Source organism: Mycobacteriales bacterium (assembly GCA_035504215.1).
Lineage (GTDB): Bacteria > Actinomycetota > Actinomycetes > JAFAQI01 > JAFAQI01 > DATAUK01.
Genome location: DATJSI010000044.1, coordinates 38,348 through 62,036 on the forward strand (window position 1 = coordinate 38,348; position 23,689 = coordinate 62,036).

At 68.6% G+C, this 23,689-nt stretch carries 20 protein-coding genes and 3 tRNA genes; 12 read left to right on the forward strand and 11 right to left on the reverse strand.

Features of this window, described 5'->3' with window-relative positions; translation table 11 throughout:
• Positions 1–42: 42 nt before the first annotated feature.
• The 6 genes from gyrA to VME70_05435 all read left to right on the forward strand — a co-directional run bounded on the left by gyrA (position 43) and on the right by VME70_05435 (position 6,319).
• On the forward strand, positions 43–3,786 hold the full coding sequence (gene gyrA / locus VME70_05410; GenBank protein ID HTW19640.1) for an intein-containing DNA gyrase subunit A: 3,744 nt from the start codon (positions 43–45) through the stop codon (positions 3,784–3,786).
• Positions 3,783–4,343, forward strand: coding sequence for a DUF3566 domain-containing protein (locus VME70_05415; protein HTW19641.1), 561 nt, complete (start codon positions 3,783–3,785; stop codon positions 4,341–4,343). Before gyrA ends, VME70_05415 begins: the two co-directional genes overlap by 4 nt.
• Before the next feature lie 65 nt (positions 4,344–4,408).
• Positions 4,409–4,483 (forward strand) — tRNA-Ile (locus VME70_05420).
• Between the two features lie 16 nt (positions 4,484–4,499).
• Positions 4,500–4,572: transfer RNA gene (locus tag VME70_05425), tRNA-Ala, on the forward strand.
• A gap of 274 nt (positions 4,573–4,846) precedes the next feature.
• Positions 4,847–5,707, forward strand: coding sequence for a hypothetical protein (locus tag VME70_05430; GenBank protein HTW19642.1), 861 nt, complete (start codon positions 4,847–4,849; stop codon positions 5,705–5,707).
• A gap of 168 nt (positions 5,708–5,875) precedes the next feature.
• Positions 5,876–6,319, forward strand: a complete 444-nt coding sequence (locus tag VME70_05435; protein HTW19643.1) for a prepilin-type N-terminal cleavage/methylation domain-containing protein — start codon at positions 5,876–5,878, stop codon at positions 6,317–6,319.
• Here the strand turns inward: VME70_05435 and VME70_05440 are convergent.
• Positions 6,312–6,860 (reverse strand): hypothetical protein, encoded by a 549-nt coding sequence (locus VME70_05440; GenBank protein ID HTW19644.1) that lies wholly within the window; start codon positions 6,858–6,860, stop codon positions 6,312–6,314. The two genes, VME70_05435 and VME70_05440, sit on opposite strands and share 8 nt — an antisense overlap.
• Positions 6,861–7,038: 178 nt before the next feature.
• Here VME70_05440 and VME70_05445 point away from each other — a divergent pair, with 178 nt between their 5' ends.
• From VME70_05445 to VME70_05455, 3 genes are all read left to right on the forward strand, one after another.
• Entirely contained in the window at positions 7,039–7,557 is a 519-nt protein-coding gene (locus VME70_05445) for a peptidylprolyl isomerase (GenBank protein ID HTW19645.1), read from the forward strand.
• A 1-nt stretch (position 7,558) separates the two neighbouring features.
• On the forward strand, positions 7,559–8,497 hold the full coding sequence (locus tag VME70_05450) for a rhomboid family intramembrane serine protease (GenBank protein ID HTW19646.1): 939 nt from the start codon (positions 7,559–7,561) through the stop codon (positions 8,495–8,497).
• A 108-nt stretch (positions 8,498–8,605) separates the two neighbouring features.
• On the forward strand, positions 8,606–9,748 hold the full coding sequence (locus VME70_05455; GenBank protein HTW19647.1) for a thiolase family protein: 1,143 nt from the start codon (positions 8,606–8,608) through the stop codon (positions 9,746–9,748).
• Here VME70_05455 and VME70_05460 read toward each other — a convergent pair.
• The 3 genes from VME70_05460 to crgA all read right to left on the reverse strand — a co-directional run bounded on the left by VME70_05460 (position 9,745) and on the right by crgA (position 11,405).
• Positions 9,745–10,680: an NAD(P)-dependent oxidoreductase gene (locus VME70_05460; protein ID HTW19648.1), complete on the reverse strand. Its 936-nt coding sequence runs from the start codon at positions 10,678–10,680 to the stop codon at positions 9,745–9,747. The genes VME70_05455 and VME70_05460 overlap by 4 nt on opposite strands.
• Before the next feature lie 150 nt (positions 10,681–10,830).
• A complete protein-coding gene (locus VME70_05465) occupies positions 10,831–11,073 on the reverse strand; it encodes an FmdB family zinc ribbon protein (GenBank protein ID HTW19649.1) in 243 nt (80 codons plus the stop codon).
• A gap of 83 nt (positions 11,074–11,156) precedes the next feature.
• Complete coding sequence (gene crgA / locus VME70_05470) at positions 11,157–11,405, reverse strand: cell division protein CrgA (protein ID HTW19650.1); 249 nt, start codon at positions 11,403–11,405, stop codon at positions 11,157–11,159.
• A gap of 161 nt (positions 11,406–11,566) precedes the next feature.
• Here crgA and VME70_05475 point away from each other — a divergent pair, with 161 nt between their 5' ends.
• Together VME70_05475 and VME70_05480 are read left to right on the forward strand one after the other, a co-directional pair.
• Entirely contained in the window at positions 11,567–13,282 is a 1,716-nt protein-coding gene (locus VME70_05475) for an AMP-binding protein (protein ID HTW19651.1), read from the forward strand.
• Positions 13,283–13,288: 6 nt separating this feature from the next.
• The gene (locus VME70_05480; GenBank protein ID HTW19652.1) at positions 13,289–13,921 is read left to right on the forward strand and encodes an aminodeoxychorismate/anthranilate synthase component II; all 633 of its coding nucleotides are present in this window, start codon (positions 13,289–13,291) and stop codon (positions 13,919–13,921) included.
• A gap of 43 nt (positions 13,922–13,964) precedes the next feature.
• On the opposite strand, the gene pknB is transcribed toward VME70_05480, so the two are convergent.
• The 6 genes from pknB to VME70_05510 form a co-directional block, all read right to left on the reverse strand.
• Positions 13,965–15,683, reverse strand: a complete 1,719-nt coding sequence (pknB, locus tag VME70_05485; protein ID HTW19653.1) for a Stk1 family PASTA domain-containing Ser/Thr kinase — start codon at positions 15,681–15,683, stop codon at positions 13,965–13,967.
• Between the two features lie 114 nt (positions 15,684–15,797).
• Positions 15,798–17,261, reverse strand: a complete 1,464-nt coding sequence (locus VME70_05490; GenBank protein ID HTW19654.1) for a penicillin-binding protein 2 — start codon at positions 17,259–17,261, stop codon at positions 15,798–15,800.
• The gene (locus VME70_05495) at positions 17,258–18,658 is read right to left on the reverse strand and encodes an FtsW/RodA/SpoVE family cell cycle protein (GenBank protein ID HTW19655.1); all 1,401 of its coding nucleotides are present in this window, start codon (positions 18,656–18,658) and stop codon (positions 17,258–17,260) included. Before VME70_05495 ends, VME70_05490 begins: the two co-directional genes overlap by 4 nt.
• On the reverse strand, positions 18,655–19,938 hold the full coding sequence (locus VME70_05500) for a protein phosphatase 2C domain-containing protein (GenBank protein ID HTW19656.1): 1,284 nt from the start codon (positions 19,936–19,938) through the stop codon (positions 18,655–18,657). The genes VME70_05495 and VME70_05500 overlap by 4 nt, the downstream gene beginning before the upstream one ends.
• Positions 19,935–20,483, reverse strand: a complete 549-nt coding sequence (locus tag VME70_05505) for an FHA domain-containing protein (protein ID HTW19657.1) — start codon at positions 20,481–20,483, stop codon at positions 19,935–19,937. Before VME70_05505 ends, VME70_05500 begins: the two co-directional genes overlap by 4 nt.
• Positions 20,484–20,491: 8 nt before the next feature.
• On the reverse strand, positions 20,492–21,229 hold the full coding sequence (locus VME70_05510) for a DUF3662 and FHA domain-containing protein (GenBank protein HTW19658.1): 738 nt from the start codon (positions 21,227–21,229) through the stop codon (positions 20,492–20,494).
• Positions 21,230–21,311: 82 nt separating this feature from the next.
• Between VME70_05510 and VME70_05515 the strand changes: the two genes are divergently transcribed.
• Positions 21,312–21,394: transfer RNA gene (locus tag VME70_05515), tRNA-Leu, on the forward strand.
• A gap of 42 nt (positions 21,395–21,436) precedes the next feature.
• Here VME70_05515 and VME70_05520 read toward each other — a convergent pair.
• Positions 21,437–23,455, reverse strand: a complete 2,019-nt coding sequence (locus tag VME70_05520) for a hypothetical protein (GenBank protein ID HTW19659.1) — start codon at positions 23,453–23,455, stop codon at positions 21,437–21,439.
• Positions 23,456–23,689: the final 234 nt, after the last annotated feature.

Genomic DNA, 23,689 nt, shown 5'->3' on the forward strand with positions numbered 1-23,689 from the left:
TGCGCAACAGCCCACACCGAACCTTTGCCGTAGAGGACTCCATTGACCGAGATGACAACCCCGCCGGGCGGACGGATCGAGCCGGTCGGCCTCGAAGTCGAGATGCAGCGCAGCTTCCTCGACTACGCGATGTCCGTGATCGTGTCGCGCGCGCTGCCGGACGTGCGCGATGGCCTGAAGCCGGTGCACCGCCGCGTCCTCTACGCGATGTACGACGGTGGCTATCGCCCGGACCGTGGATACTCGAAGTGCAGCCGGGTGGTCGGCGACGTGATGGGCCAGTACCACCCGCACGGCGACGGCGCGATCTACGACACCTTGGTGCGTCTTGCGCAGCCGTGGGCGATGCGCCTTCCGCTCGTCGATGGACAGGGCAACTTCGGCTCTCCCGGCAACGACCCTCCGGCCGCTATGCGCTACTGCCTCCGCGGCGATTCGCGCGTGCGACTCACCGACGGATCGTCGGTGCGTATCGACTCGATCGTTCCGCAAGCGCAGCCGGACTCAGACCACCCGATCGAGCTCAAGGTCCTGGATCGCAACGGTGAGCCTGTCACCGCAACAGTGTTGTTCCATTCCGGGATCCACGACGTCCTTCGGGTGGAAACCACCGAGGGCTACAACCTGGTCGGCACACCGAACCATCCGGTGCTCTGCCTCGTCGATGTCGCAGGTGTGCCCACTCTGTTGTGGAAGCTCGCGTCTGAGATCCAGCCCGAGGATCGGGTCGCGATCTACCGGCGTCGTTCTTCGACCGTGAGTACGCACACCGGCGAAGAGCTGGCGCTCGGCGTGCTTGCCGGCGCGTGGGTGAGCGAAGGGTTCGTCGGTCCTCGCCGAGCCGGCTTCAACAACATCGACAAGGGCTACTTCGATCTGGTGCTCGCGGCTTACGACTTCGCTGTTGGCGGGCCCCGCTACGTCAATGATCGAATCATCGCCTCGGGTAGCCGGCTCTACGAGCTCGACGTCCAGAATCTCGCCGCGTGGCACGCATCACCGATGAGCCAGGTCGCCGGGCGCAGCAAGGACAAGCGAGTACCGGAGTTCATCTGGCGGGGATCGCCGGCGCTGAAGCGCTGTTTCCTCCAGTCGCTGTTCGAGGGGGATGGGTCGTCAGCGCTTCTGCCCCGCAACACGATCCAGATCTCGTACTCCACGCGCAGCGAGGGTCTCGCGGAGGACGTCCAGCGACTTTTGCTCGAGTTCGGTGTGGTGAGCCGCCGCTGTACCCACGCGACTGGTGAGGTCAAGGTCTACATCGGCAACCGGCGCGACGCGCGGATCTTCCGCGACGAGGTTGGCTTCATCGGCCGCAAGCAGGCCAAGTTGTGTCTCGAGCTCGCGCAGATTCCCTCGCACAGCACGGCGTTGTCGTCCGATCATGTTCCTGGATTGGCGGAATACGTTCGGGCTCACGGCGGTCGTAGCTCGGCTGATCGGCAGTGGCTTCGCCAGCACAACATCGATCGCATCGAGCGGTGGGAACGAGGCCCGGATGAGCTGCGCGCGAGGATCGGACATGCCGAGGTGCTCGACGTCGTCGAACCCCTGGTCGACGGTCGCTATTACTTCGCGCGCGTCGCCCGCGTTGCGGACGCTGGGCGCGCGCCGGTGTACTCGCTGCGGGTGGACAGTGCCGACCACTCGTTCTTGACTGACGGGTTCGTCAGCCACAACACCGAGTGCCGGTTAACGGCCGCTGCGATGGAGATGCTGCGGGACATCGACAGCGAGACCGTCGATTTCACCGCCAACTACGACGGCCGCTCACTCGAGCCGCTGGTCCTGCCGAGCCGGTTCCCGAACCTGCTGGTCAACGGCGCCGCCGGCATCGCGGTGGGCATGGCCACAAACATCCCGCCGCACAACCTGCGCGAGATCGGTGCCGCCGTTCACTGGGCGCTCGAGCATCCGGAGGCGAGCGACGAGGAGCTGCTCGAAGCCTGCATCGAGCGGGTGCACGGCCCGGACTTCCCGACCGGTGCGTTGATCGTCGGCCGCGACGGCATCGACCAGGCGCTACGAACCGGGCGCGGGTCCGTGCGGATGCGGGCCGTGGTCGAGGTCGAGGAGGACTCCCGCGGACGCCAGCAGCTGGTGATCACCGAGCTGCCCTACCAGGTCAACCCCGACGCGCTCGCCGAGAAGATTGCCGACCTCGTCCGCGACGGCAAGGTCGCGGGCATCGCCGACATCAAGGACGACTCGAGCCGGCGTACCGGCCAGCGGCTGGTCGTCGTGCTCAAGCGCGATGCGATCGCGAAGGTCGTGCTCAACAACCTCTACAAGCACACCCAGCTGCAGGACTCCTTCGGGGTCAACATGCTGGCGCTGGTCGACGGTGTGCCGCGCACGCTCAACATCGCGCAGCTGGTGCGGTACTACGTCGCGCACCAGATCGAGATCATCGTGCGGCGTACCCGCTTCCGGTTGCGTCGCGCCCAGGAGCGGGCGCACATCCTGGTCGCACTGCTCAAGGCGCAGGACCGGATCGACGAGGTCATCGCGCTGATTCGTGCAAGTGAGTCGGCCGAGGCGGCCCGTACCGGCCTGATGCAGCTGCTCGAGATCGACGAGGTGCAGGCAACCGCGATTCTCGACATGCAGCTGCGCCGGCTGGCCGCGCTCGAGCGACAGCGGCTGCAGCAGGATTACGACGACGAGATGGCGACCATCGCGGAGTGCGAGGCGATTCTCGCCAGCGACGAGCGGCAGCGCGCGATCATCGGAGAGGAGCTCGGCGAGGTCGTCGAGAAGTACGGCAACGAGCGCCGGTCGCAGATCATCGCCTACGAAGGCGACATGAGCGTCGAGGACCTCATCGCAGAAGAAGACGTTGTCGTCACGATCACCCGCGGCGGGTATGCGAAGCGGACCAAAACCGACCTGTATCGCGCGCAGAAACGTGGCGGCAAGGGCGTCCAGGGTGCGCAGCTGAAGTTGGACGACATCGTCGAGCACTTCTTCGTCACATCGACGCACAACTGGATCCTGTTCTTCACCAACAAGGGCCGGGTCTACCGCGCCAAGGCGCACGAGCTGCCGGAGACCAACCGCGCCGCGCGCGGTCAGCATGTGGCGAATGTCCTTGCGTTCCAACCCGATGAGCGCATTGCGTCGGTGATGGACATCAAGGACTACGCGGTTGCGCCGTACCTCGTGCTGGCGACCAAGCGCGGGTTGGTGAAGAAGACCAAGCTGTCGGACTTCGACTCCAACCGCACCGGCGGCATCGTTGCGATCAACCTTCGCGAGGACGACGAGCTGATTGCGGCTCGCCTGGTCGCGGCGGAGGACGATCTGCTGCTGATCTCGCGGCAGGCGCAGTCCATCCGCTTCCACGCGGATGACGAGATGCTTCGTCCGATGGGGCGCGCCACGAGTGGCGTGATCGGCATGCGTTTCGGCGAGGGCGACGAGCTGCTCGCGATGGAGGTCGTTCGCGACGACGAGGTCGACATCCTGATCGCGACCGACGGTGGTTACGCAAAACGCACGAAAGTCGGCGAGTACCCGGTGCAAGGCCGCGGCGGCAAGGGTGTCGTGACGGCCAAGATCGTGGCCAAGCGTGGGGCACTCGTGGGAGCCTTGACGGTACGAGTCGACGAAGAGATCTTCGCGATCACCTCAGGCGGCGGGGTGATCCGGACGAGAGTGAAGGAAGTCCGACGCGCCGGACGCCAAACCATGGGAGTGCGCTTAATCAATCTCCCGGACGAGCAGACTGTGGTGGCGATCGCGCGTAACGCCGAGGCCGAGGGCGAGGAGGGCGACGAGACGTGACGAGCGGCTCGGGCGACTCCCGCATGCTCGGGGGCGTCCCGATGTGGGGCGACCCCAGCGGGCAAGGCTCGATGCCGCGCACGTCCGCAGTCATGCCTGAGGCAGCAGCCCGCCCCGCCGGCGATGGAAGTGTCGCCGCGGCGCCGCCGCGCCCACTGACCGTCGGCACCAGCACGGCGGCCAAGGGCAAGAAGGGTCGCCGCGCGCGGCTCACCGTCCGCCGGATCGACCCGTGGTCGACGCTGAAGTTCTCCTTCGTCTACGGCCTGGCCGGCATGATCGTATTGCTGGTCGCGGTCGTGATCCTCTACTCGATCGTCGACGCCATGGGCGTCATCGCCTCGCTGCGGTCGTTCCTCGCCGATGTCAGCAGCAACCCGAACGGCGGCGGGCTTGCGGTCTGGCTCAGCTTCAGCCGGGTCATGATGGTGGCGGTCGTGGTCGGAGCGATCAACGTGATCCTCTTCACGGCCTTCGCCACGCTGACCGCGTTCATCTACAACGTCTGCACCGACATCGTGGGCGGGGTCGAGGTCACGCTCGCGGAGCGCAACTAGGGTGAACCGCGCCGGACGGCTGCGGTAGGCTCGCGGGCCGCAGCGCCGTACGGCGTAGACCACTGGGGCCTGTAGCTCAGCTCGGTTAGAGCGCTTCCCTGATAAGGAAGAGGCCGGAGGTTCAAGTCCTCCCAGGCCCACCCCGCCACCCCGCTCGGGGACGTAGCTCAATTGGCAGAGCGCCGCCTTTGCAAGGCGGAGGTTAGGGGTTCGATTCCCCTCGTCTCCACTCGTAGCCCTGACCCATGGGGTGGACCACGGTCACACGAGCCGGCCGGTCATGGGCTCGCCTCGGTCGCAGCGAGTCGCAGCGAGCGGAAACTGTTCGCCCAGTCGTCGTCATTGCCTCCCGGGGGGCACTCCCGGGGCGATCGGCGGACATATGGGGTCAAGCCGGCTGCGGTCTTTGTCGACCAAGAAGTGTGCAAAGCAAACGGAACCGCCCCTTTGTCGCAGCCGCCCAGCCCGGTGGCGTGGCAGCAGGATCGGCTGGTCGACGAGGCGTGCTGCTGAGCGCCATCGTCCTTGCGCTGGTGTGCTGGGCGCACACCCCCGTGGTTGCCGCTCCCACCAGCGGCCTGGTCAGCCCGGTCGGGAGCACGTTTGCAGTGGCGTTCCCGTCCGACCCGCGCGAGGCCGTCGCCCGCGCCAGCGGGCTCGAACAGTTCCCGGGCGCGCGCACCGCGACGGCGTACTACGTCTCGCCCGACTCCGGCAACATCATGGCTGCATCCGCGCCGGTGCCGCACACCCCCACCTACCTGGTGATGACCTGCACCTTCCGATCGCAGCCGGCCGCCGAGAAGTACGCCTCGGCGGTCGGCCGGCTGCCGGGCATGAAGCCGGTCCTGGTCGGTGCCGTGGCTGGCTACCGGTTCGTCGGCCGGGAACGCTCCCCGATCAACCGCCACAACCACCTCACCCAGCCGAACGCCTTCGAGTCTTATCTGGTCGTCAAGTTCGCCAAGACGGTCTACTCCGCGATTGCCATCACCACGAGCAGGTCAGCGTCGCTCGCCTTCGTCCGGTCACTGGTCATCACCGACACACCTACCGCAAGCTCTCCGAACGGAGCGGTCTCGGCCGGCGGTGGGCAACCTGCTCACCTCGCCACCGTCGGGAAGCAGAAGAGCTCGGCCTACCGACTTGGCACCGACACCGGCTACGCGCTCGTTGCGCTTCTCGCCATCGCGATCATCGTCAAGTACGCCAGGCCACGCCGACCACGCACGGCACGCAGAGCAGCCACCCAGTACGCCGGATCGCCCCCCACGGACCCGTCGTCGCCGAACCCGCAGTTCGCCTGGATGTACCCGGCTCTCCCGCCTGAGCCGGCGCCGCAGGAGACCCCGAACCAGGGGTGATCCGCAGCCTGAGTCGTTGCGCCGCACCAGCGCGCTCGACGCGCCAGCCCACGGGGTCGCTCGGCGAGGGTTCCTTCGCACTGATCCGTAGGGCCCGAACCTCCACTCAAGGCAGGAGCCCGGCGTACCGATCAAACAGGTAAGGATCGGACCACCGAAGGACTAACCATGCTCTCCTGCCTGTCGAAGCTCGCTCGCGATGAACGCGAAGAGGGGTTCACGCTCATCGAGCTGCTCGTCGTGATCATCATCATCGGCATCCTGGCCGCGATCGCGATCCCGGTCTTTCTGCAGCAGCGCAAGAAGGGCTATGACGCTGCAGTGAAGTCGGACCTGGTCGCCGCTGCCACGGCAGAGGAGACCTACCTCACGGACTTCAACACCTACACCGACAGCACGAGCAACCTGGCCACCAAGGAGTCCTTCAAGTTCTCGGCCGGCGGCGACTACAACGGCGGGACCGCAGCCCTGACGATCGTGTCGAACACGAACCAGGGCTACTGCATCAAGGGCGTGGCGGCCTCTGGCAACACGTGGTTCTACGACAGCAGCGCCGGCGGCGTCCAGCCGGCGAACACGACATATACCTGTGGAGTCTCCGGCGCTAGTTAGTCCCGCGGTTGGCGTCGGCTTGCTCGGCGTCGCCGCCGGAGCCGCTCGGCGGGGTCGACATCGACACCGGTTCGGTCAGCTCGCTCCAGCTCTGGGACGTCACTTTCTGCTTGATCAGGGGCAGTGCCCCCGCAAGGGCAGCGACGACCGCGAGAAGGATCGGCCAGCGGCGCCGACGCCGGCGCTGACCGGTAACGACCTTCGCGGGCTCGCTGTCGCGCAGCGCCTTCCAGGCGTCGCTCCCGGCCTTGACCGCGTCGCTCTTGCGGACCGACTTGACGGCGTCGCTCCCACTCTTCAGCGCATCGCTGTTCCGCACGTTCTTGATCGCGTCGCTTCCGCGAAGGGCGTCGACGGCATCGCCGGCGCGGCTGGCGGCTTCGGCGTACATCGGGGCGGAGGCGTCGCGGGCGGACTCGAAGGCGGCCATCACGGCCGGCGCGATCTCGTCCCGTACGGCGGTGATGGTCGCCTCGCGGGCAGCACCGATCGCCTCGACGAGCCGCTCCTTGGCAGCATCCCGTTCGCGCGTCTTGGACATGACCGCCCTCCGATCTGTTCGCCTGCGGCCTTGCCATCAGCGTTCCCGGTGAGCGTGCCGTCAACCGTGTTCGTTGCTTTGCCTCCAGGCGTGCAAGGATGTTTGAACCCCTGATCAGTCGCCGCTGCTGCACGCCGCGGCCAGGCATTTCCCCCCGAGGAGCGACGTGGCTGAGGAACTGTTCGCAACCCTCGCGACGAGCGAGGGCGACATCCGGGTGCAGCTGTTCCCGAACCACGCGCCCAAGACCGTTGCCAACTTCGTGGAACTGGCCGAAGGCACCCGCGAGTGGACCGACCCGCGGACCGGAAAGCGGGGGGCGACCAAGCTGTACGACGGCACGATCTTCCACCGGGTGATCAGCGGTTTCATGATTCAGGGCGGCGACCCGCTCGGCACCGGGACCGGCGGCCCGGGTTACCGGTTCAACGACGAGTTCCACCCGGAGCTGGCGTTCACCAAGCCCTACCTGCTCGCGATGGCCAACGCCGGGCCGGGCACCAACGGCTCGCAGTTCTTCATCACCGTCGCTCCGACCGCCTGGCTGAACAACAAGCACACGATCTTCGGTGAGGTCGCCGACCAGGCCAGCCGCGACGTCGTCGACCGGATCGCCGCCGCCGCGACCGGGAAGATGGACCGGCCGGTCACCGACGTCACGATCAATGCCGTGACGATCGAACGGGTGACCAGCTGAGGTGAGCTCGCCGAGCGACGAGCCGGCAACGGACGTCGACCAGCGGTGCTACCGCCACCCTGACCGTGCGACCGGCGTGCGGTGCACCCGGTGCGACCGGCCGATCTGCCCCGACTGCATGCACCCCGCATCGGTCGGCTTCCAGTGCCCCGAGTGCGTCTCCGAGGGCCGGCGTACGGTGCGGTCCCCGCGCACCGTCTACGGCGGAAGGATCCGCCCGGGTGAACGCCCGGGTGCCGTCACCCGCGCGCTGATCGCGATCAACGTCGCGGTCTTCCTCGCGACGACCGTCAACGGCATGAACCCGATCTCCGGCAGTGGCACCTCGCCACTGTTCGACCACCTCGCGTTGATTCCGGTCGCGGTCGCGCACGGCCAGTGGTACCGCCTGATCACTGCGGCCTTCCTGCACTTCGAGATCTTCCACATCGGCTTCAACATGTACGCGCTCTACATCTTCGGTCCGCCGCTCGAGGCGGCGCTCGGACGGATGCGGTTCATCGCGCTCTATCTGCTCGCCGGGATCGGGGGCAGCGTCTTGTCACTCGCGCTCGGCCCGATCGGCGAGACGGCAGCGGGCGCCTCCGGTGCGATCTTCGGCCTGTTCGGTGCGCTCTACATCGTGGCTCGCCACCGCGAGCTCGCGACCAACGGGATCGCGATCACCATCGTCGCCAACCTGATCTTCACCTTCGCGATCCCGAACATCGACTGGCGCGGGCACGTCGGCGGTCTGGTCACCGGCTCGGTCATCGCGCTGATCTACGCCTACGCGCCGCGTGGGCCGATGCGCGACCGGTTGCAAGCGGCCGGCGTGGTCGCGGTCGCGGTGATCCTCGCCGTCGGGGGGCTGCTGGGGGCCGCCCACGTTCACAACGAGTGCCCGATCCTCCAGATGTCCCACGGGGTGCCGGTGGCCTGCTACGCCGCGACGCGGTGACCTGCGTCGAGGCCGTCGAGGGGAAGATCACAGAATCTGGTTCGGTTTACCTCGTACCATGGTCTCCGAGTCCGGCGGTCAGGGGCTCACAGCGCGAGGAGGGTCGACATGCGTGACGCGGTGATCGTCGAGGCGGTTAGGACTCCGGTCGGGCGCCGCAACGGCGCGTACAAGGACGTGCACCCGGTCGACCTGTCGGCGCACGTTCTGTCCGCGCTCGTCGAGCGAACGGGCATCGACCCCGCCCTCGTCGACGACGTGATCTGGGGCTGCGTCGGCCAGGTCGGCGAGCAGACCTTCAACGTCGCGCGCAACGCCGTGCTCGCCGCCGGCTGGCCCGAGTCGATCCCGGGTACGACAGTGGACCGCCAATGCGGCTCCAGCCAGCAAGCGGTCCACTTCGCCGCCGCGGGCGTCCTGTCCGGCCAGTACGACGTCGCCGTCGCCGGCGGCGTCGAGTCGATGACCCGGGTGCCGATGGGCTCATCGATCGGCTCGGACGTCGGCTTCCCATTCGGGCCAAAGATGCTGGCCCGCTACGCGGGCGAGCAGATCAACCAGGGACTCGGTGCCGAGACGATCGCCAAGCGCTGGGGCCTCTCGCGCCAGCAGGTCGACGAGTTCTCCCTGTCCTCGCACCAGAAGGCCGCCGCCGCGATCGACTCCGGCGCGTTCGCCAAGCAGTACGCCGCCGTACCCGGCACGGGTCTCGAAGTGGACGAGGGAGTACGCCGCGACACCAGTCTGGACAAGCTCGGCGGGCTCAAGCCTGCATTCGCCGAGGACGGTGTCATCACCGCGGGCAACTCCTCGCAGATCTCCGACGGGTCGGGTGCTCTGCTGATCACCACGAGTGAGAAGGCGGCGGCGCTCGGCCTGAAGCCGCTCGCGCGGCTGCACAGCTTCTCCGTCGTGGGTGACGACCCGATCGTGATGCTCACCGGTCCGATCCCGGCGACCGCGAAGGTGCTCGACCGCGCCGGGCTCTCGATCGGCGACGTCGGTGCGTTCGAGATCAACGAGGCGTTCGCCCCGGTGCCGCTGGCCTGGCTGGCAGAGACCGGCGCCGACCCAAAGGCCCTGAACCCGCTCGGCGGCGCGATCGCGATCGGGCACCCGCTCGGCGGATCGGGCGCGATCCTCATGACCCGCCTCGTTCACCACATGCTCGACAACGGCATCCGCTACGGCCTGCAGTCGATGTGCGAAGGCGGCGGGATGGCGAACGCGACCGTCCTCGAGCTGGTCTAACCGCGGGCCTCGAGGTAGGCGTCCTCGGCGGTGTAGTCGAGGAGCGAGGCGAAGAACTCGTCATCGGGTGCGGGCACCATCCACGCGTCGACGCCGCCCGCCTGTGCTGAGACCAGCCAGTCGATCTCCTCGGTCACCGTCTCGGCGTAGGTTCCGGCCGGCCGGTAGCCCAGCGCCAGCGCTGCGCTGACATCGAGGACGATCGGGCTGGGGTGTTGCCAAGGGTTCCGACCGAGCTCGCCGGCCGTGTCGGCGTCGAGCAGGACCTCGTCCCAGTCGTGGCCGAGATGCCGCGCGATCGCCCTCGTGATCTCGAGCACGGTGGGGGCTTCGGGGTCTGCGGCGTTCAGGACCCGCGCCGCGGGCATTGCCGCGACGGTCTCGATCACGGCGGCGATGTTCGCCGCCGCGCTGGGGTGGTCGACACCGGCACCGCGGCCGGCCAGGAACACCGCCGGCCGCCGGTCGAGCACGCGCTTGACGTACATCCACTCGCGCGGCCGCCGGGATCCCGCGCCGTGGACCTTGGACGGGCGCAGCACCGTGACCGGCGCGCCGCTGGCGAGGTAGGCCTGCTCGGCGGCGACCTTGTTGACCGCGTAGCCCTCGGCCGTGTCGAAGTGCACGTCGCTGCGCGGCGCGACCGTGGGCTGGCTCTCGGCGATCGGTACGCCGTACTCCGGTGGCTGGTCGCTGTTAACCGTGCGGCCGGCGCCGTCGACGTACACCGCCTTGGTCGACAGGAAGACCACCGACCCGGCCTCCCGGGCGATTGGCAGCAGGGCCGCCGCGTCAGCGGCGGTGTAGGCGGCCGCGTCCACCAGCAGGTCGGGCGGCGGCCCGAGCCCGGCCAGGGTCGGCAGCAGCGCGGGATGGTCTTGGCGGTCGCAGCGCAGGAAGCTCGCGCCCGAAGCGAGCAGCGCGGCGGGCATCGCTGCAGGGTTGCGGCCGGTGATGACGACGTCCCAGCCGGCTTAGGGCAGCCGCGCGGTAGTGGCACGGCCGATTGCCCCGGTCCCGCCGAGGATCAGCGCACGGGCCATCGGTCGACGCTATCCAACCCCTCTCGGGCGGCGGTGCGGCTACGAGTCGGCGATCCGCTCGGCGCTCTCGCGTAGCGCCTTGAAGTCCTTGCCGCGGGGGTCGGCCACCAGCCGGTCGGTGGCGCCGAAGCCCCAGCCGCCGTACTTCACCGCAATCCGGGCAAACCGGTGGGTTGCGACCGCCCCACAGCTGGCACAAGCCCGATCCGCGGTGTCGCCGAGCTCGAGGAGGAGTTCCATCTCGGCGTCGCATTGGGTGCAGCGGAACAAGTAGAGCGGCATGGCGCGGCTATCCCCAGTGTGGATAACGGCTGTGGGCAAATGACATGGCTGTGACTACGTGGCTGTTACGGGCACACGCCCGCTTAGCGCCATTGGGTCGAGGTCACGAACCCGGCGATGATGAAGCCGAAGCCGACCAGAAGGTTCCAGTTGGCGATCGACTTGATCGGCAGACTTCCCCCAGTGACGTAGAACAAAACCAGCCAGACGATCCCGACCAGGAAGCAGCCGAGCATGAGCGGGCCGACCCAGGGCGCGCTGACCCGCTTCTTCACCGATCGGGTGGGTGGCGGGGTATAGGCCGCCTTCGTGCGAACTCGTGACTTAGGCACGAACCCTCCTCTTGACGGCGTATCCCGAGCGGCGTGCTCTCCCTAGGGTAGACATCCGAACGCCCGGTCCGGTTGCGATCCACCGCCGGCGGCTCGGCGCGCGTCCGACGGTCGGCGGCGAGGCGCTGGACATCACGGGTCTCGACCTGCGCCTGCGTGGCATGATCCGGTCCGTGGCGAGCGCCGACCGTCCGTGGCTCGGCTCCTATCCCGCCGACGTTCCCGCCGACCACGACTTCCCGTCGGTGCCGGTCACCCGGTTGCTCGACGACGCGGCGACCGCCTTTCCCGCCACGATCGCGCTCGCCACCTTCGCGGTGTCTTCGGTCGGCAACCGGATCAGCTACCGAGCGCTTCGGGACGCGGTGGATCGGCTGGCCGGCGGACTCGCGGGGGTCGGGGTCGGTAAGGGCGATCGGGTCGCACTCGTGCTGCCCAACTGCCCGCAGCACGTCGTCGCGTTCTTCGCCGTACTTCGGCTCGGGGCGATCGTCGTCCACTGCAACCCGGTCGCGAGTCCGGACGAGCTGAGGGCGCAGTTCGCCGACTCAGGGGCGACGGTAGTGGTCTGTCTCGACCGGGTCGCTGCGACCGTGCTCGAGATCCGGCCGCAGTGCGCGGTGCGGACAGTGGTCGTGACCTCGCTCGCCGAATCGCTGTCGGCGGCCGCGCGCGGACGGCTGCAGCTCCCGCTGCCGCGCAACCGAATGCAGCGGGCCAGGCTGGTTGCCGAGATCCCGGACGATCCGGCGGTCATGCGCTTTCGCACCCTGCTGCGGGTGGGCCGACCCGCGCCGCAGGCCGAGGTCGACGCGACGCGGGACGTCGCGGTGCTTCAGTACACCGGCGGCACGACCGGGGAGCCCAAGGCCGCGATGCTCTCGCACGCCAACCTGGTCGCGAACAGCTACCAGATGCGGCTGTGGATGCCGGACGCGATGCCGGGTCGAGAGGTCACCCTTGCCGTCCTTCCGCTGTTCCATGTGTACGGCCTGACCCTCTGCATGCTGACCACGGTGCTGCTCGCCGGTCGGCTCGTGCTGGTGCCGCGCTTCGACCTCGACGCCGTCTTCACGGTGATCGACGAGGAGCGGCCGACGCTGTTCCCGGGGGTGCCGCCGATCTACCAGGCGTTGCTCGACTCGCCGCGGATCCGCCGCCACGACCTGCGGTCGATCAAGGCGTGCATCTCGGGCGCGATGAAACTGCCGCACGAGACCCAGGACCGGTTCGAACGGGTGACCGGCGGCCGGCTGGTTGAGGGCTACGGGATGACGGAGGCCTCACCGGCGACGCACTGTACGCCGCTCGCCGGGCCGCGCAAGGTCGGCTCCGTCGGCATCCCGCTGCCCGGCACCCTCGCGCGGATCGTCGATCCCGCCGATCCCACCAGCCCGATGGCCGTCGGCGACACCGGCGAGCTCGCGGTCAAGGGCCCGCAGGTGTTCCTCGGCTACTGGGGTGTCGCGCAGACCGACGTGCTCACCGATGACGGGTGGCTGCTCACCGGGGACCTCGCGACCATGGACCCGGACGGTTGGTTCACGATCGTCGACCGCAAGAAGGACCTGATCATCGCCGGCGGGTTCAACATCTCTCCGGCCGAGGTCGAAGCCGTGATCCGTGGCCTGCCGGGCGTCACCGACTGCTGCGTGATCGGCCTGCCCGACCGCTATCGCGGCGAGACCGTGAAGGCGTACGTGGTCGCGCCGGACGCCGGCCTGACCGAGGCGGCGGTCATCGCGCACTGTGCGACGGCTCTGACGGCGTACAAGGTCCCGAAATTCGTTGAGTTCCGCGCCGAGTTGCCGCATACGGTGGTGGGGAAGGCGTTACGGCGACAGCTGCTCGCCGAGGAGCTTGCCAACGAGAGGTGAGGCGGCGTGACCAGAGTGCTCGTCGTCGACAACTACGACAGCTTCGTCTACAACCTCGTGCAGTACCTCGCCCAGCTCGGGGCCGACGTGGAGGTACGCCGAAACGATGCGGTAGGCGTCGACGACGCGGTCGTGGCGGAGGCCGACGGCATCCTGCTCTCGCCCGGCCCGGGGCGGCCGGAGGACGCCGGCGTCTGTGTCGAGCTGGTCGGGGCGGTCGGCGCCGACAAGCCGATCCTCGGTGTCTGCCTCGGGCACCAGGCGATCGCGGTGTCGTACGGCGGGTCGGTCGCGCACGCACCCGAGCTGCTGCACGGCAAGACCAGCGAGGTCGAGCACACCGGCGTGGGGGTGCTCGCCGGACTGCCGAACCCGTTCACCGCGACCCGCTACCACTCGCTCGCGACCGTGGAGCTGCCGGCCGAGCTCGAGGTCACGGCGTGGGCGGGAGACGTGGTGATGGCGATCCGGCACCGCGACCACCCGGTCGAGGGCGTGCAGTTCCACCCCGAGTCGGTCCTCACGCAGGGCGGGCACCAGATGCTCGCGAACTGGCTCGGGAGCTGCGGGGACGAGGGAGCGCTCGGCTTCGTCGCCGACCTCTCGGAACGCGTCGAACGCCAGCGCATCGGTTTGTGAGGTGGGGGTCGCCGCACTGCTCCCCGTAAGCAACCGGTCGGGCTCAGGGCGAGCTGGGAGGTGACGTGCTCGGTGTGCCGCTCGGCCCGGTCGAGGTGGAGGGGTTGGGCGAGGTCGACGCCTTCGGCTTGCGGTCGATGTAGATGACGACGGTCGACCCGGTGGCGGCGTAGGTCTGGCTGGACGGGGACTGGCTCACGACCTGCCCGATCTTGCCCGGGGTATAGACCGCGGACCGGCGGCTGACGAAGTTGAAGCCGTCCTGTTGGAGGATCGCCTCCGCGGTGGCCTGGTCCTTGCCGACGACGTTCGGCACCTTCACGCGCGAGGTCGACACGACAAGGTCAACGGTCGAGCCGGCAGGGACGCTGGTGCCTGCTGCCGGTCGGCTGTTGAGCACCTGGTTGGCCGGAGCGCTCGAGTTGCGAGGAATGATCCGGCCGAGCTTCAACCCTGCCCCGAGCAGAGTCGACTTTGCCTCCGACAGGGTCAAGCCGACCAAGGTGTTGGGTACGTCGACGCTCCGAACACCCTTGGAGACCACCAGGTCGACGGCCTGGCCCTTGTGCAGGAAGATCCCAGCGGGTGGGTTCTGGTCGATGACCAGGTTGGCGTCGCTCTTGCCGGTGTAGCGGTACTGCACGGTGCCGACGACCAGTCCCTGGCCGACCAACGTGGACCGGGCGTCGGCAAGGGTCTGATGAATCACGTCCGGGGTGTTGAGATCGGCGGTCGAGCTGGCCAGCAGGCTGCGAGCGGCGACGAGGGCGATGACAAAGACACCGAGGGTTGCGATGGCGAGGAGCACGTAGGCGAAACCGCGCTTGCGGTGTGGTTGCTCGCGCATCAACACCGTGGTCGGCGGCACCGGCGTCACCAACGTGTCGTCGGAGCGAGCCACCGGAATCGCCAGCACCGGCTTGCCGGCGAGCGCGCGTTCGATGTCGGCGCGCATCTCCGCGGCCGAGCCGTAGCGGTTCACCGGGTTCTTCGACATCGCGACGAGGACGATCGCGTCCACCGATGCCGGGACGTCCGGCTCGACCGACGACGGGGGTGCCGGGTCTTCGCGCACGTGCTGGTAGGCAACCGCCACCGCGGTGTCACCTGTGAAGGGCGGCGCGCCGGTCAACAGCTCGTAGAGCAGGCAGCCGGTCGAGTAGACGTCGCTGCGCGCATCGACGTGCTCGCCCCGCGCTTGCTCCGGCGAGAGGTAGTGGGCGGTGCCGACCACGGCAGCCGTCTGCGTCATCGTGGCGGTCGAGGTCGTGAGCGCGCGGGCAATGCCGAAGTCCATGACCTTGATGTCGCCGTTCGACGTCAACATCACATTGGCCGGTTTGATGTCTCGATGCACGATGCCCGCGACGTGCGCCTGCTCCAGCGCGGTGCACACAGCGGCGGTGACCTCCAGCGCTCGCCGCGGAAGCAGGCGGCCTTCCTCGGCAAGCACTTCGCGCAAGGTCTTTCCGTCGACGTACTCCATGACGATGTACGGCGTGGGCATCCCGGCGACGTTGTCCTCGCCGGTGTCGTAGACCGCAACGATCGACGGCGAGTTCAGCGAGGCTGCCGACTGCGCCTCGCGACGGAACCTCGTTTCGACCACCGGATCGCGTCCGAGATCGCGGCGCAACAGCTTGATGGCGACGTCGCGACCCAGGCGCACGTCGCGGCCGCGATGCACCTCGGCCATCCCGCCGTAGCCGATCGTCTCACCGATCTCGTAGCGGCCGGCGAGCAGCGTGCGCTCGTCAGTCATCGGCACCGCCGGCGGGGAAGATCACGCCAAAACCGTAACCGGCCGGGTTCGCAATGCCAGTGATATCGGCGATGACGGGTGGACGCCGGACCGCCGGTCCCCGGCGCAGGCCGCTCACGAGCACCCCAGAACCGCACACATCACGGACTTCGCGATCGGCGCGGAGACCGCGCCTCCCGTCGCCTCGCTGCCGAGGCTTCCGCCGTCCTCGACCAGCACCGCGACCGCAACGGTCGGGTGGCTTGCGGGCGCGAAAGCAACGAACCAGGCATCCGGAGCCAGATGCTGCGACGGCAGCCCGTGCTGTGCGGTTCCGGTCTTGCCAGCGACCGTGATCCCGGGGATCTGGGCGGCGACACCGGTGCCGCTCTGGACGACCAGCTCCATCATTCCGGTGACCTGGTGGGCGACGTTCGCGCTGACCGCCCGGCGCAGCACCGTCGGTTTGGTGGTCGAGAGGACCGAGGTGTTCGGCGCTTGGGTCTGTGCCACGAGATAGGGCTTCATCTCGACGCCGTTGTTCGCGATCGCCGCGCCGATCATGGCGGCCTGCAACGGCGTGAGCGCGTCGTCGTACTGTCCGATCGCCGACAGCGCGGTGTTCGGCTGGTTGGCATCGGCGTTGAACTGGCTGCGCGCGACCGGCAAGGGGATGTTGAGGGACGAGCCGATGCCGAAGGCCTTCGCCTGCGCCGCCAGAGCGTGGATGCCGACTTTGAGCCCCAGCCCGGCGAACGCGGTGTTGCAGGAGATCCGGAACGCGTCCCGGATCGTGTCGGTGTGTCCGTTGCCGCAGCTTTCGCCGCCGAAGTTGTGCAGGAAGACGTTCGTGAGCGGCAGCTTGAGCTGCGTCGGCGACGGGATGACCGAGCCCGGGTTGAACCGCCCGCTCGAGAACGCCGCCGACGACGTGACGATCTTGAACAGCGAGCCGGGCGGGTAGGTCTCGCTGGTGGCCCGGTCGATCAACGGATCGCCCGGTGCGTGCAGCAGCTGGTGGTAGGTGCGGTTGATCTGCCGCGAGTTGTGCGTCGAGAGCGTCGACGGGTTGTACGACGGAGACGTCGCCATCGCGAGGATGGCGCCGGTGGTCGGGTTGAGCGCCACCACCGCGCCGCGCACGCCGTGCAGACCCTGGTAGGCGGCGCGTTGCGCCTTCGGGTTGAGGGTGAGTACGACGGTGCCGCCCTGCGGCGTGCGGCCGCTGATCTCGTCACCGAGCCGGTCCAGGGCGAGCCGCGAGTCCGTGCCGGCGAGCACGCGGTCCTCGGCCTGCTCGATGCCGGACGCGCCGATCACCAGCGAGTAGTAGCCGGTGACCGGCGCGTATGTCGGGCCGTCCGGGTAGGTGCGCAGGTACTTCAGCTGGTCGTGCGTCGCGACCGAACGCGCGACGTCCTTGCCAGCCACCTCGATCGGCCCGCGGTGGTCGCTGTACTCGCTGTAGAGCACCCGCACGTTGTGCGGGTTGGCGCGCAGCGACGATGCCTCGCCCACCTGCACGATGTTGCTGTTGATCAACAGCGCGGCGAACATCAGCAGCGCAGCGATCGCCACATGACGGAGCTGGCGGTTCATCGGCGGATCACCATTGTCGCCGACTCGTCCGGGATCGGCGGCAGCTCGGCCACCGGGCGCCGCGAGGCGTCGCTGATCCGCAGGAGCAGTGCGAGCAGGATCCAGTTGGAGATCAGGCTGGACCCGCCGTAGGAGAGGAACGGGAGCGTCAGGCCGGTGAGGGGGATCAGCCGGGTCACACCACCGACCTGGACGAACACCTGCAGGGCGAAGCCGAACGCGAGCCCGGCACCGAGCAGCTTGCCGAAGTCGTCCCGGGTGCGGATCGCCGCACGCAGCCCGCGCATGACGATCAGCAGGTAGATGGTGAGGATCGCCATCAGCCCCGCCAGCCCGAGCTCCTCGCCGATCGTGGACGCGATGAAGTCGGTGTTGGCGAACGGCACCAGGTCGGGCCGACCCTGGCCGAGACCGGTGCCGAAGATGCCTCCGGTCGCCTGGCCGAACAACCCCTGCGAGAGCTGGTAGCCGAGGTTGTCGATGTAGCGGGGAGCCAGCGGGTGCAGCCAGACCTGCACCCGTTGGTGCACGTGCCCGACGAAGTGGTATGCCGCCAGCGAGCCGAGAACGAACAGCACCAAACCGATCAGGAGCCAGGACCGGCGGCCGGTGGCGATGTAGAGCATCGCCACGAAGATGCCGAAGAACAGCAGGCTGGTCCCGAGGTCGTCCTCGCGGGTGAGGATGAGCAGGCTGGCCGCCCACGCGACGATCACCGGTCCGAGGTCTCGTGCCCGGGGAAGCGTCAGGCCGAGCACGCGGCGGCCGGCGAGGGCGAGCACCTCCCGCTTGCGGACGAGATAGCCGGCGAAGAAGACCTCGAGCGCCAGCTTCGCCAACTCGCCCGGCTGGAAGGAGAAGCCGCCGAACCGGATCCAGATCCGCGCGCCGTTCACCGTGCTGTGGCTGGCGGGGATCAGTGCGGGAAGCACGAGCAGGGCCAGCCCGACCGCCATCGCGGTGTAGGTCAGCGACTGCAACCGGCGATGGTCGCGGACTACGGCGAGGACGACCACGAACGCGACGATCCCGATGATCGTCCACACCAGTTGAAGCGGTGCGTCCGCGACGCCGGCCGACGTGCCCGCGGCATGCGCGTGGGTGGTCGCCGCGAGATCGAGCCGATGGATGATCACCAGGCCGATGCCGTTGAGGGCGATCGCGGCCGGCAGCAGGACCGGGTCGGCGTACGGCGCGAGCAGCCGGACCGCGGCGTGTGCCACGAGGGCGAGGGCGACGAAGCCGAGCCCGTCCTGCACTAGTCCGGTCGGCAGGCCGTTGGAGTACGCCGCACTGACCGAGGTGAAGCAGACCATCGTGAGGACGACCGCGAACAGCAGGAGGGTCAGCTCGGTGCCGCGCCTCGGCGAATCGCTGCTCGCGGTGGCGGCGCTCACTGCTGGACCCCGCTGCACCACGCCGGGATCAGATGGGGCCCGGTCACAACGCGCCGCTTGTGGTGCTTCCCGCGCGCGCTCGGCGTGGTCGCGGGAGTCGGCAGGGGGGTGGCGAGCGCGCACGCCTGGCTGCGGAGGTTGCTGACGACCTGGTTGGCATCGGACTTGCCCGAGGTCTGGATGCCGCCGGAGATCCGATCCCGGTCGGCCTGGGGGAGCGCGCTGACCGGGAGGTTGGTGCGGACCCTGAGGTGGGACAGCTGGATGCCCGCGGCGCTGCCCTGCACACCCTGGTAGACGGCCACCTGACCGCCGGCGTTGGCGACGTACCACTGATGGTGGACGTAGACCGCGACGCCGGCGACAGCGGCGGCGACGAGGAGTACGACGACCGCCGCGACCGCGGCGAGACGGCGGCCGACGCTGCGCCGGTGACCTGAGGGTTCATCGGACTCGCGACCGCCCGACACCTCGTCGCCGACGGGGATCGGGTGCTCGTCGAGGTCGACCGCCGGTCTCTCGTCGGCGACGGCACCGCCGATGATCGGTGCCTGGTCGATCTGCTCGCCGTCGACCGGATCGGCGACGATGCAGGTGACGTTGTCGGGAGCGCCGGCGGCCAGCGCCAGATCGGTCAGCCGTTCCGCGGCGTCCTGCGGATCGGGCGCTGCGAGAGCGCTCGTCATGTCGGCCTCGCCGACGTAGCCGGACAGCCCGTCGCTGCAGACCAGCAGGCGGTCTCCGGGCTGCAGATCGAGCGTGACCAGGTCCAGCTCGGGCTGCCCGCGCCCGTCCAGCGAGCGGGTGATCCAGGACCGGCGCGGATGGGTCAGTGCTTCTTCCTCGGTGATCTCCCCTTCGTCGACGAGCGACTGGACCAGCGTGTGGTCGTGGCTGAGCTGGGTCAGTTGCCCGTCCCGGAGCCGGTACGCCCGCGAGTCGCCGATGTGGCCGAGCGTCAGCTCGCCGTCGGTCGCGACGATGGCGGTGAGCGTCGTGCTCATGCCCGCCAAGCGAGGATCCCGCGCGATCGTCTCGCGGATGGACGTGTCGGCCTGCTCCGCCGCGTCGCGCAGGGCCGCCTGCGGATCGGTGATCGAAGGGGAGTCCAGCGCGGTGATGGCGGTGATCGTGACCGCGCTCGCGACCTCCCCACCGGCCGCGCCGCCGACGCCGTCCGCGACGGCGATCAGCCGCGGGCCGGCGTACATTGAGTCCTGGTTGTTGTGCCGGACCAGGCCGACATCGCTGCGTGCCCCGAACCGCAGCACGGGGCTCACTTTTGGAGCTCCAGCACGCTCTGGCCGATCCGGATCCGGCCGCCGATCGGTACGACGACCGGCGCCGTGACCTTGCGATCGCCGAGGAAGGTGCCGTTGGTCGAGCCGGTGTCCTCCACCAGCCATTCGTCCCCACGCGGGACCAGCCGAGCGTGGTGGTTGGAGACGTAGTCGTCAGCGCTGAGCATGATCGTCGAGTCGCCCGCGCGGCCGATCGTCACCGGGAGCGAGGTGAGCGCGACCGAGGTGCCGGCGAGCGGGCCATCGACGATGGTGAGCCTGGATGCGCCCTTGGTCTTGGCTCGCCGTTCGGCACGGCGCTCGGCTCGGGACGGTTTGGGCGGCGCGACCACGGCCGCCGGCGGCGCCGGCATAGCGGCGGCAGCGGCGCCAACGGGGCCTGGAGCCGGAGCCGGCGAGCGCCCTTTGCGCGGCGTCGCCTCGCTGAAGACGTCGTGCCGGACGGCGACGACGGCAGCGATCACGAACCCCCACAGCAGCACCAGCACCACTGCACGGAGCAGGAAGACGACGGCTATCGGCACCGGTCGCGTCAGTCCTCGTCGCGCCGGAAGATCAGCGTCGTCGAGGCCACGTCGATCCGGTCGCCGTCATGCAGGGTCGCCCGCTCGACCGGCGTCCCGTTGACCGTGACGCCATTGGTGGAGTGCAGGTCGACGAGCTCGACCTCGCCGTCGGCGTACCGGAGTTCGGCATGCCGGCGGGATACCCCCGGGTCCTCGAGCCGAACATCGGACTCCGCGGCTCGCCCGATCACGGTGACCGGATGGCTCAGGAAGTACGCCGACTCCTCACGGCCGACCGAGGTGATGACCCGGGGACGGTCCGGGTAGGCGCCTTCGGGCGCCGGCCGCGGCGGTCGTTGTGGCGTGGGTGACGTGGCGGGCGGTTGAACCGCACCCGCCACGCTTGCGCTGCGGATGCGGAAGACGCCGGTCCCGATCTCGCTGCGATGCTCGAAGTCGACGTGGACCGGCCCGACGAAGGAGTACCCGGCCTCGGCGGCGTGCTCGCGGACCATCGCCGCTAGCTCTGCGCCGAGCGGCCCGGCCCACTCCTCGATGCGGTGGTAGTCATGGTCACCGAGCTCGACGACGTACGCGTTGGGAGCCAGGATGCGGTCGGCGCCCACTACCGACCGGCGGTCGTCCGCCTCGCGTTGCAGTGCGCCCGCGATCTCGACCGGCTGGACCTCACCTTTGAAGACCTTGGCGAAGGCACCTTCGACCAGCCCGCCGAGGCGGCGTTCGAAGGCTTGCAGGACTCCCACGAAGCGTCCCTTCCTTCACCCTGATCCTGATCGTATCCGGGCAAGGCGGGCTGACCCTGCGTGCTAGCGTGAGCGTCCGCTTGGGCGAGTGGCGGAATGGCAGACGCGCACGGTTCAGGTCCGTGTGTCCGTAAGGACGTGGGGGTTCAACTCCCCCCTCGCCCACTCTTCGGTTTCTGGCTCGCCCGCCGTTCTCGCGTATGCTCCTCAGTTCGTGCTGACAACGACGTCGTCGTAGTTCACTGTCATCGTCACGCTGCTCGTATCGCCGATCTGAAGCATTGTGATCGGCGATGTCCCAGTCGAGGACGTCACGCTGAGGACCTGCGAGCCGTCTAGCCAACCTGAGATGGATGCAGAGGTTCCTACCGTCGTACAGAGCTTCACCTGGTGCCAGGTACCGGTCGGCAGCGACGTGTTTGAAACGAAAGTAGTGCCCGACCCATCGGCGCGGATGGCTAGCTTGCCTGCCGCCGTCAGGAACAAGCGCGCGACACCGGCCGATGCGGTCCGGAAGCGAAGTAGAACAGAAGTCGTCGAGACTGAGGTGAGGTCCACGTCGGACTGCACACACAGCGAGGAGTATGACCCGCCGAGAGTATGGGTGGCGTATTGAGGGCTGCTGGTGGTGGAGCCGCGGGCGCTCGGCGCAGCGCCGGTGGCCGGGAAGCGGGTCTGGTCGAGGGAGAGGTTGTTTACGGTCCACGCGCCGAGCCCGTTGCTGAAATCGTCGCTAAACACCGGAGGAGTTCCCGCCTCGACCGTCACCTGGTTGGAGACGGGGCTCAGGCTGCTCGAGATGGTGCCGTCGCTGGCGCTGACCTGATAGGTGTGGGTACTGCCGCTGGCCAGGCCGGTATCGGTGTAGGAGACCGTGCCCGTTGATGAGCTGGTGACCGTTCCGACCGGACTGCTGCCCCCGTCGCGGTACACCGAATAGGTGATCGCGCTGGCCTCGTTGTCGGTGGAGGCCGCCCAGGTGACCGTCGCGGTGCCAGGCGAGGAGCTCGTTGCGGTAGGGGTGCCGGGAACCGTCGGAGGCTGAGTGTCCATGGCGTTCGGCACTAGGGCGGCCGCGTAGTCACGGCCCGCTGCGATCGACGTCACGCCAGTCAGGCCGGAGATCGTGACCGGCGACAGGCGGTCGGTCTTGGTTCCGTCGCCGAGCTGACCAGCGTCGTTGCGGCCCCAAGCGTGAAACGCGCCGTCGGCGGTAACGGCGTAGCTCGAGTCGCGACCGGCCTCGACGTACGTCGCGCCGGATAGGCCGGCGACGACTACGGGTGAGAGCCGGTTCGTCGTCGTACCGTCGCCGACGGCGCCGTACTGGTTGAGGCCCCATGCGTCGACCGAACCGTTCGCGAGCACCGCCACCGCGTGGTATGCGCCGGCGGTGATGTCAACAACATGGGAGATGCCCGGAACGAGGGTTGGTGTGTGGCGGTTTTTCGTGTCGCCCAGGCCGAGTTGGCCGTCGTCATTGAGACCCCATGCGTATAAGGCTCCCGTGGACGTGAGCGCGTAGTCGGAGTCCCGCGCCGCGGCGACCATGACGATGCCGCTTAGGCTGCTGAGATGAACCGGAGACATTCGGGTGGTCGTGGTCCCGTCGCCGTCCTCGCCATAGGTGTTATCCCCCCACGTCCAGACCGTTCCGTCCGTCCCGAGCGCGATCGTCTGGTCAGCGCCGGCGTCGGCGCTGGCAATCGGCGCCGGGACCGGCACCTGCACGGGCGTTGAGCGGTTGGTCAGGTCACCGAGACCGAGTTGCCCGGTCGCGTTGAAGCCCCAGGCGTATAGCTCGCCGCTTGCGGTGAGCGCCATCGAGCTGTAATGCCCCGTAAAGACGTGTGTCACGGGCGGCAGCGTGGTCAATGTGACGGGAGTGGTCTGGTTGGTGGTCGTGCCGTTCCCTACCTGGCCGTAGTCGTTGCGCCCCCAGGCCACGACCGAGCCGTTGGCGCGTAGCGCGAGCACGTTCTCGCGGCCACCCGAGATCTGGATGACGTCGGAGTATGCCGGCCCGGGCCCGGGCTGTGTGCGGGCAGCCGCTGAGCCGATCCCCAGCTGGCCCATGTCATCGGCACCCCAGGTCCAGACGATTCCAGTAGTAGCGGCGCTGGCGGCCGTCGCAGGACCCACCACAGACGCTCCAGCTGCGACGGCCAATGCCGTCGCGGCGAGTAGCCGACCGCCCGGCCGTGGCTCCGCTGCTTTTGATCCCATGCCTGACCCCCGACCCGCCGTCGCTATTGAGGACGATCACTCCTGTCGTGATGAAGGTCAAGTCCTAGGTGTAGTGACCCGCGAGGTTGTTGACGGCGCGCCTGCTTGAAAGTGGGAGGACCTCCAGGCGGAGTGGATGTGTCTCGCATCTACCCGCAGGAGGTCTTCGATGGTTCACGCTAGTGCCCGTACGAACCTGTTCGCTCGTCGTCTGATCGTTGAGCGTGTCGCCGC

Coding starts and splice junctions, on each gene's coding strand:
- VME70_05435 (HTW19643.1), top strand. CDS start 5,876: ATGCTCTCCTGCCTGTCGAAGCTCGCTCGCGATGAACGCGAAGAGGGG.
- VME70_05440 (HTW19644.1), bottom strand. CDS start 6,860: ATGTCCAAGACGCGCGAACGGGATGCTGCCAAGGAGCGGCTCGTCGAG.
- VME70_05455 (HTW19647.1), top strand. CDS start 8,606: ATGCGTGACGCGGTGATCGTCGAGGCGGTTAGGACTCCGGTCGGGCGC.
- VME70_05460 (HTW19648.1), bottom strand. CDS start 10,680: ATGCCCGCCGCGCTGCTCGCTTCGGGCGCGAGCTTCCTGCGCTGCGAC.
- VME70_05465 (HTW19649.1), bottom strand. CDS start 11,073: ATGCCGCTCTACTTGTTCCGCTGCACCCAATGCGACGCCGAGATGGAA.
- VME70_05475 (HTW19651.1), top strand. CDS start 11,567: ATGATCCGGTCCGTGGCGAGCGCCGACCGTCCGTGGCTCGGCTCCTAT.
- pknB (HTW19653.1), bottom strand. CDS start 15,683: ATGACTGACGAGCGCACGCTGCTCGCCGGCCGCTACGAGATCGGTGAG.
- VME70_05490 (HTW19654.1), bottom strand. CDS start 17,261: ATGAACCGCCAGCTCCGTCATGTGGCGATCGCTGCGCTGCTGATGTTC.
- VME70_05520 (HTW19659.1), bottom strand. CDS start 23,455: ATGGGATCAAAAGCAGCGGAGCCACGGCCGGGCGGTCGGCTACTCGCC.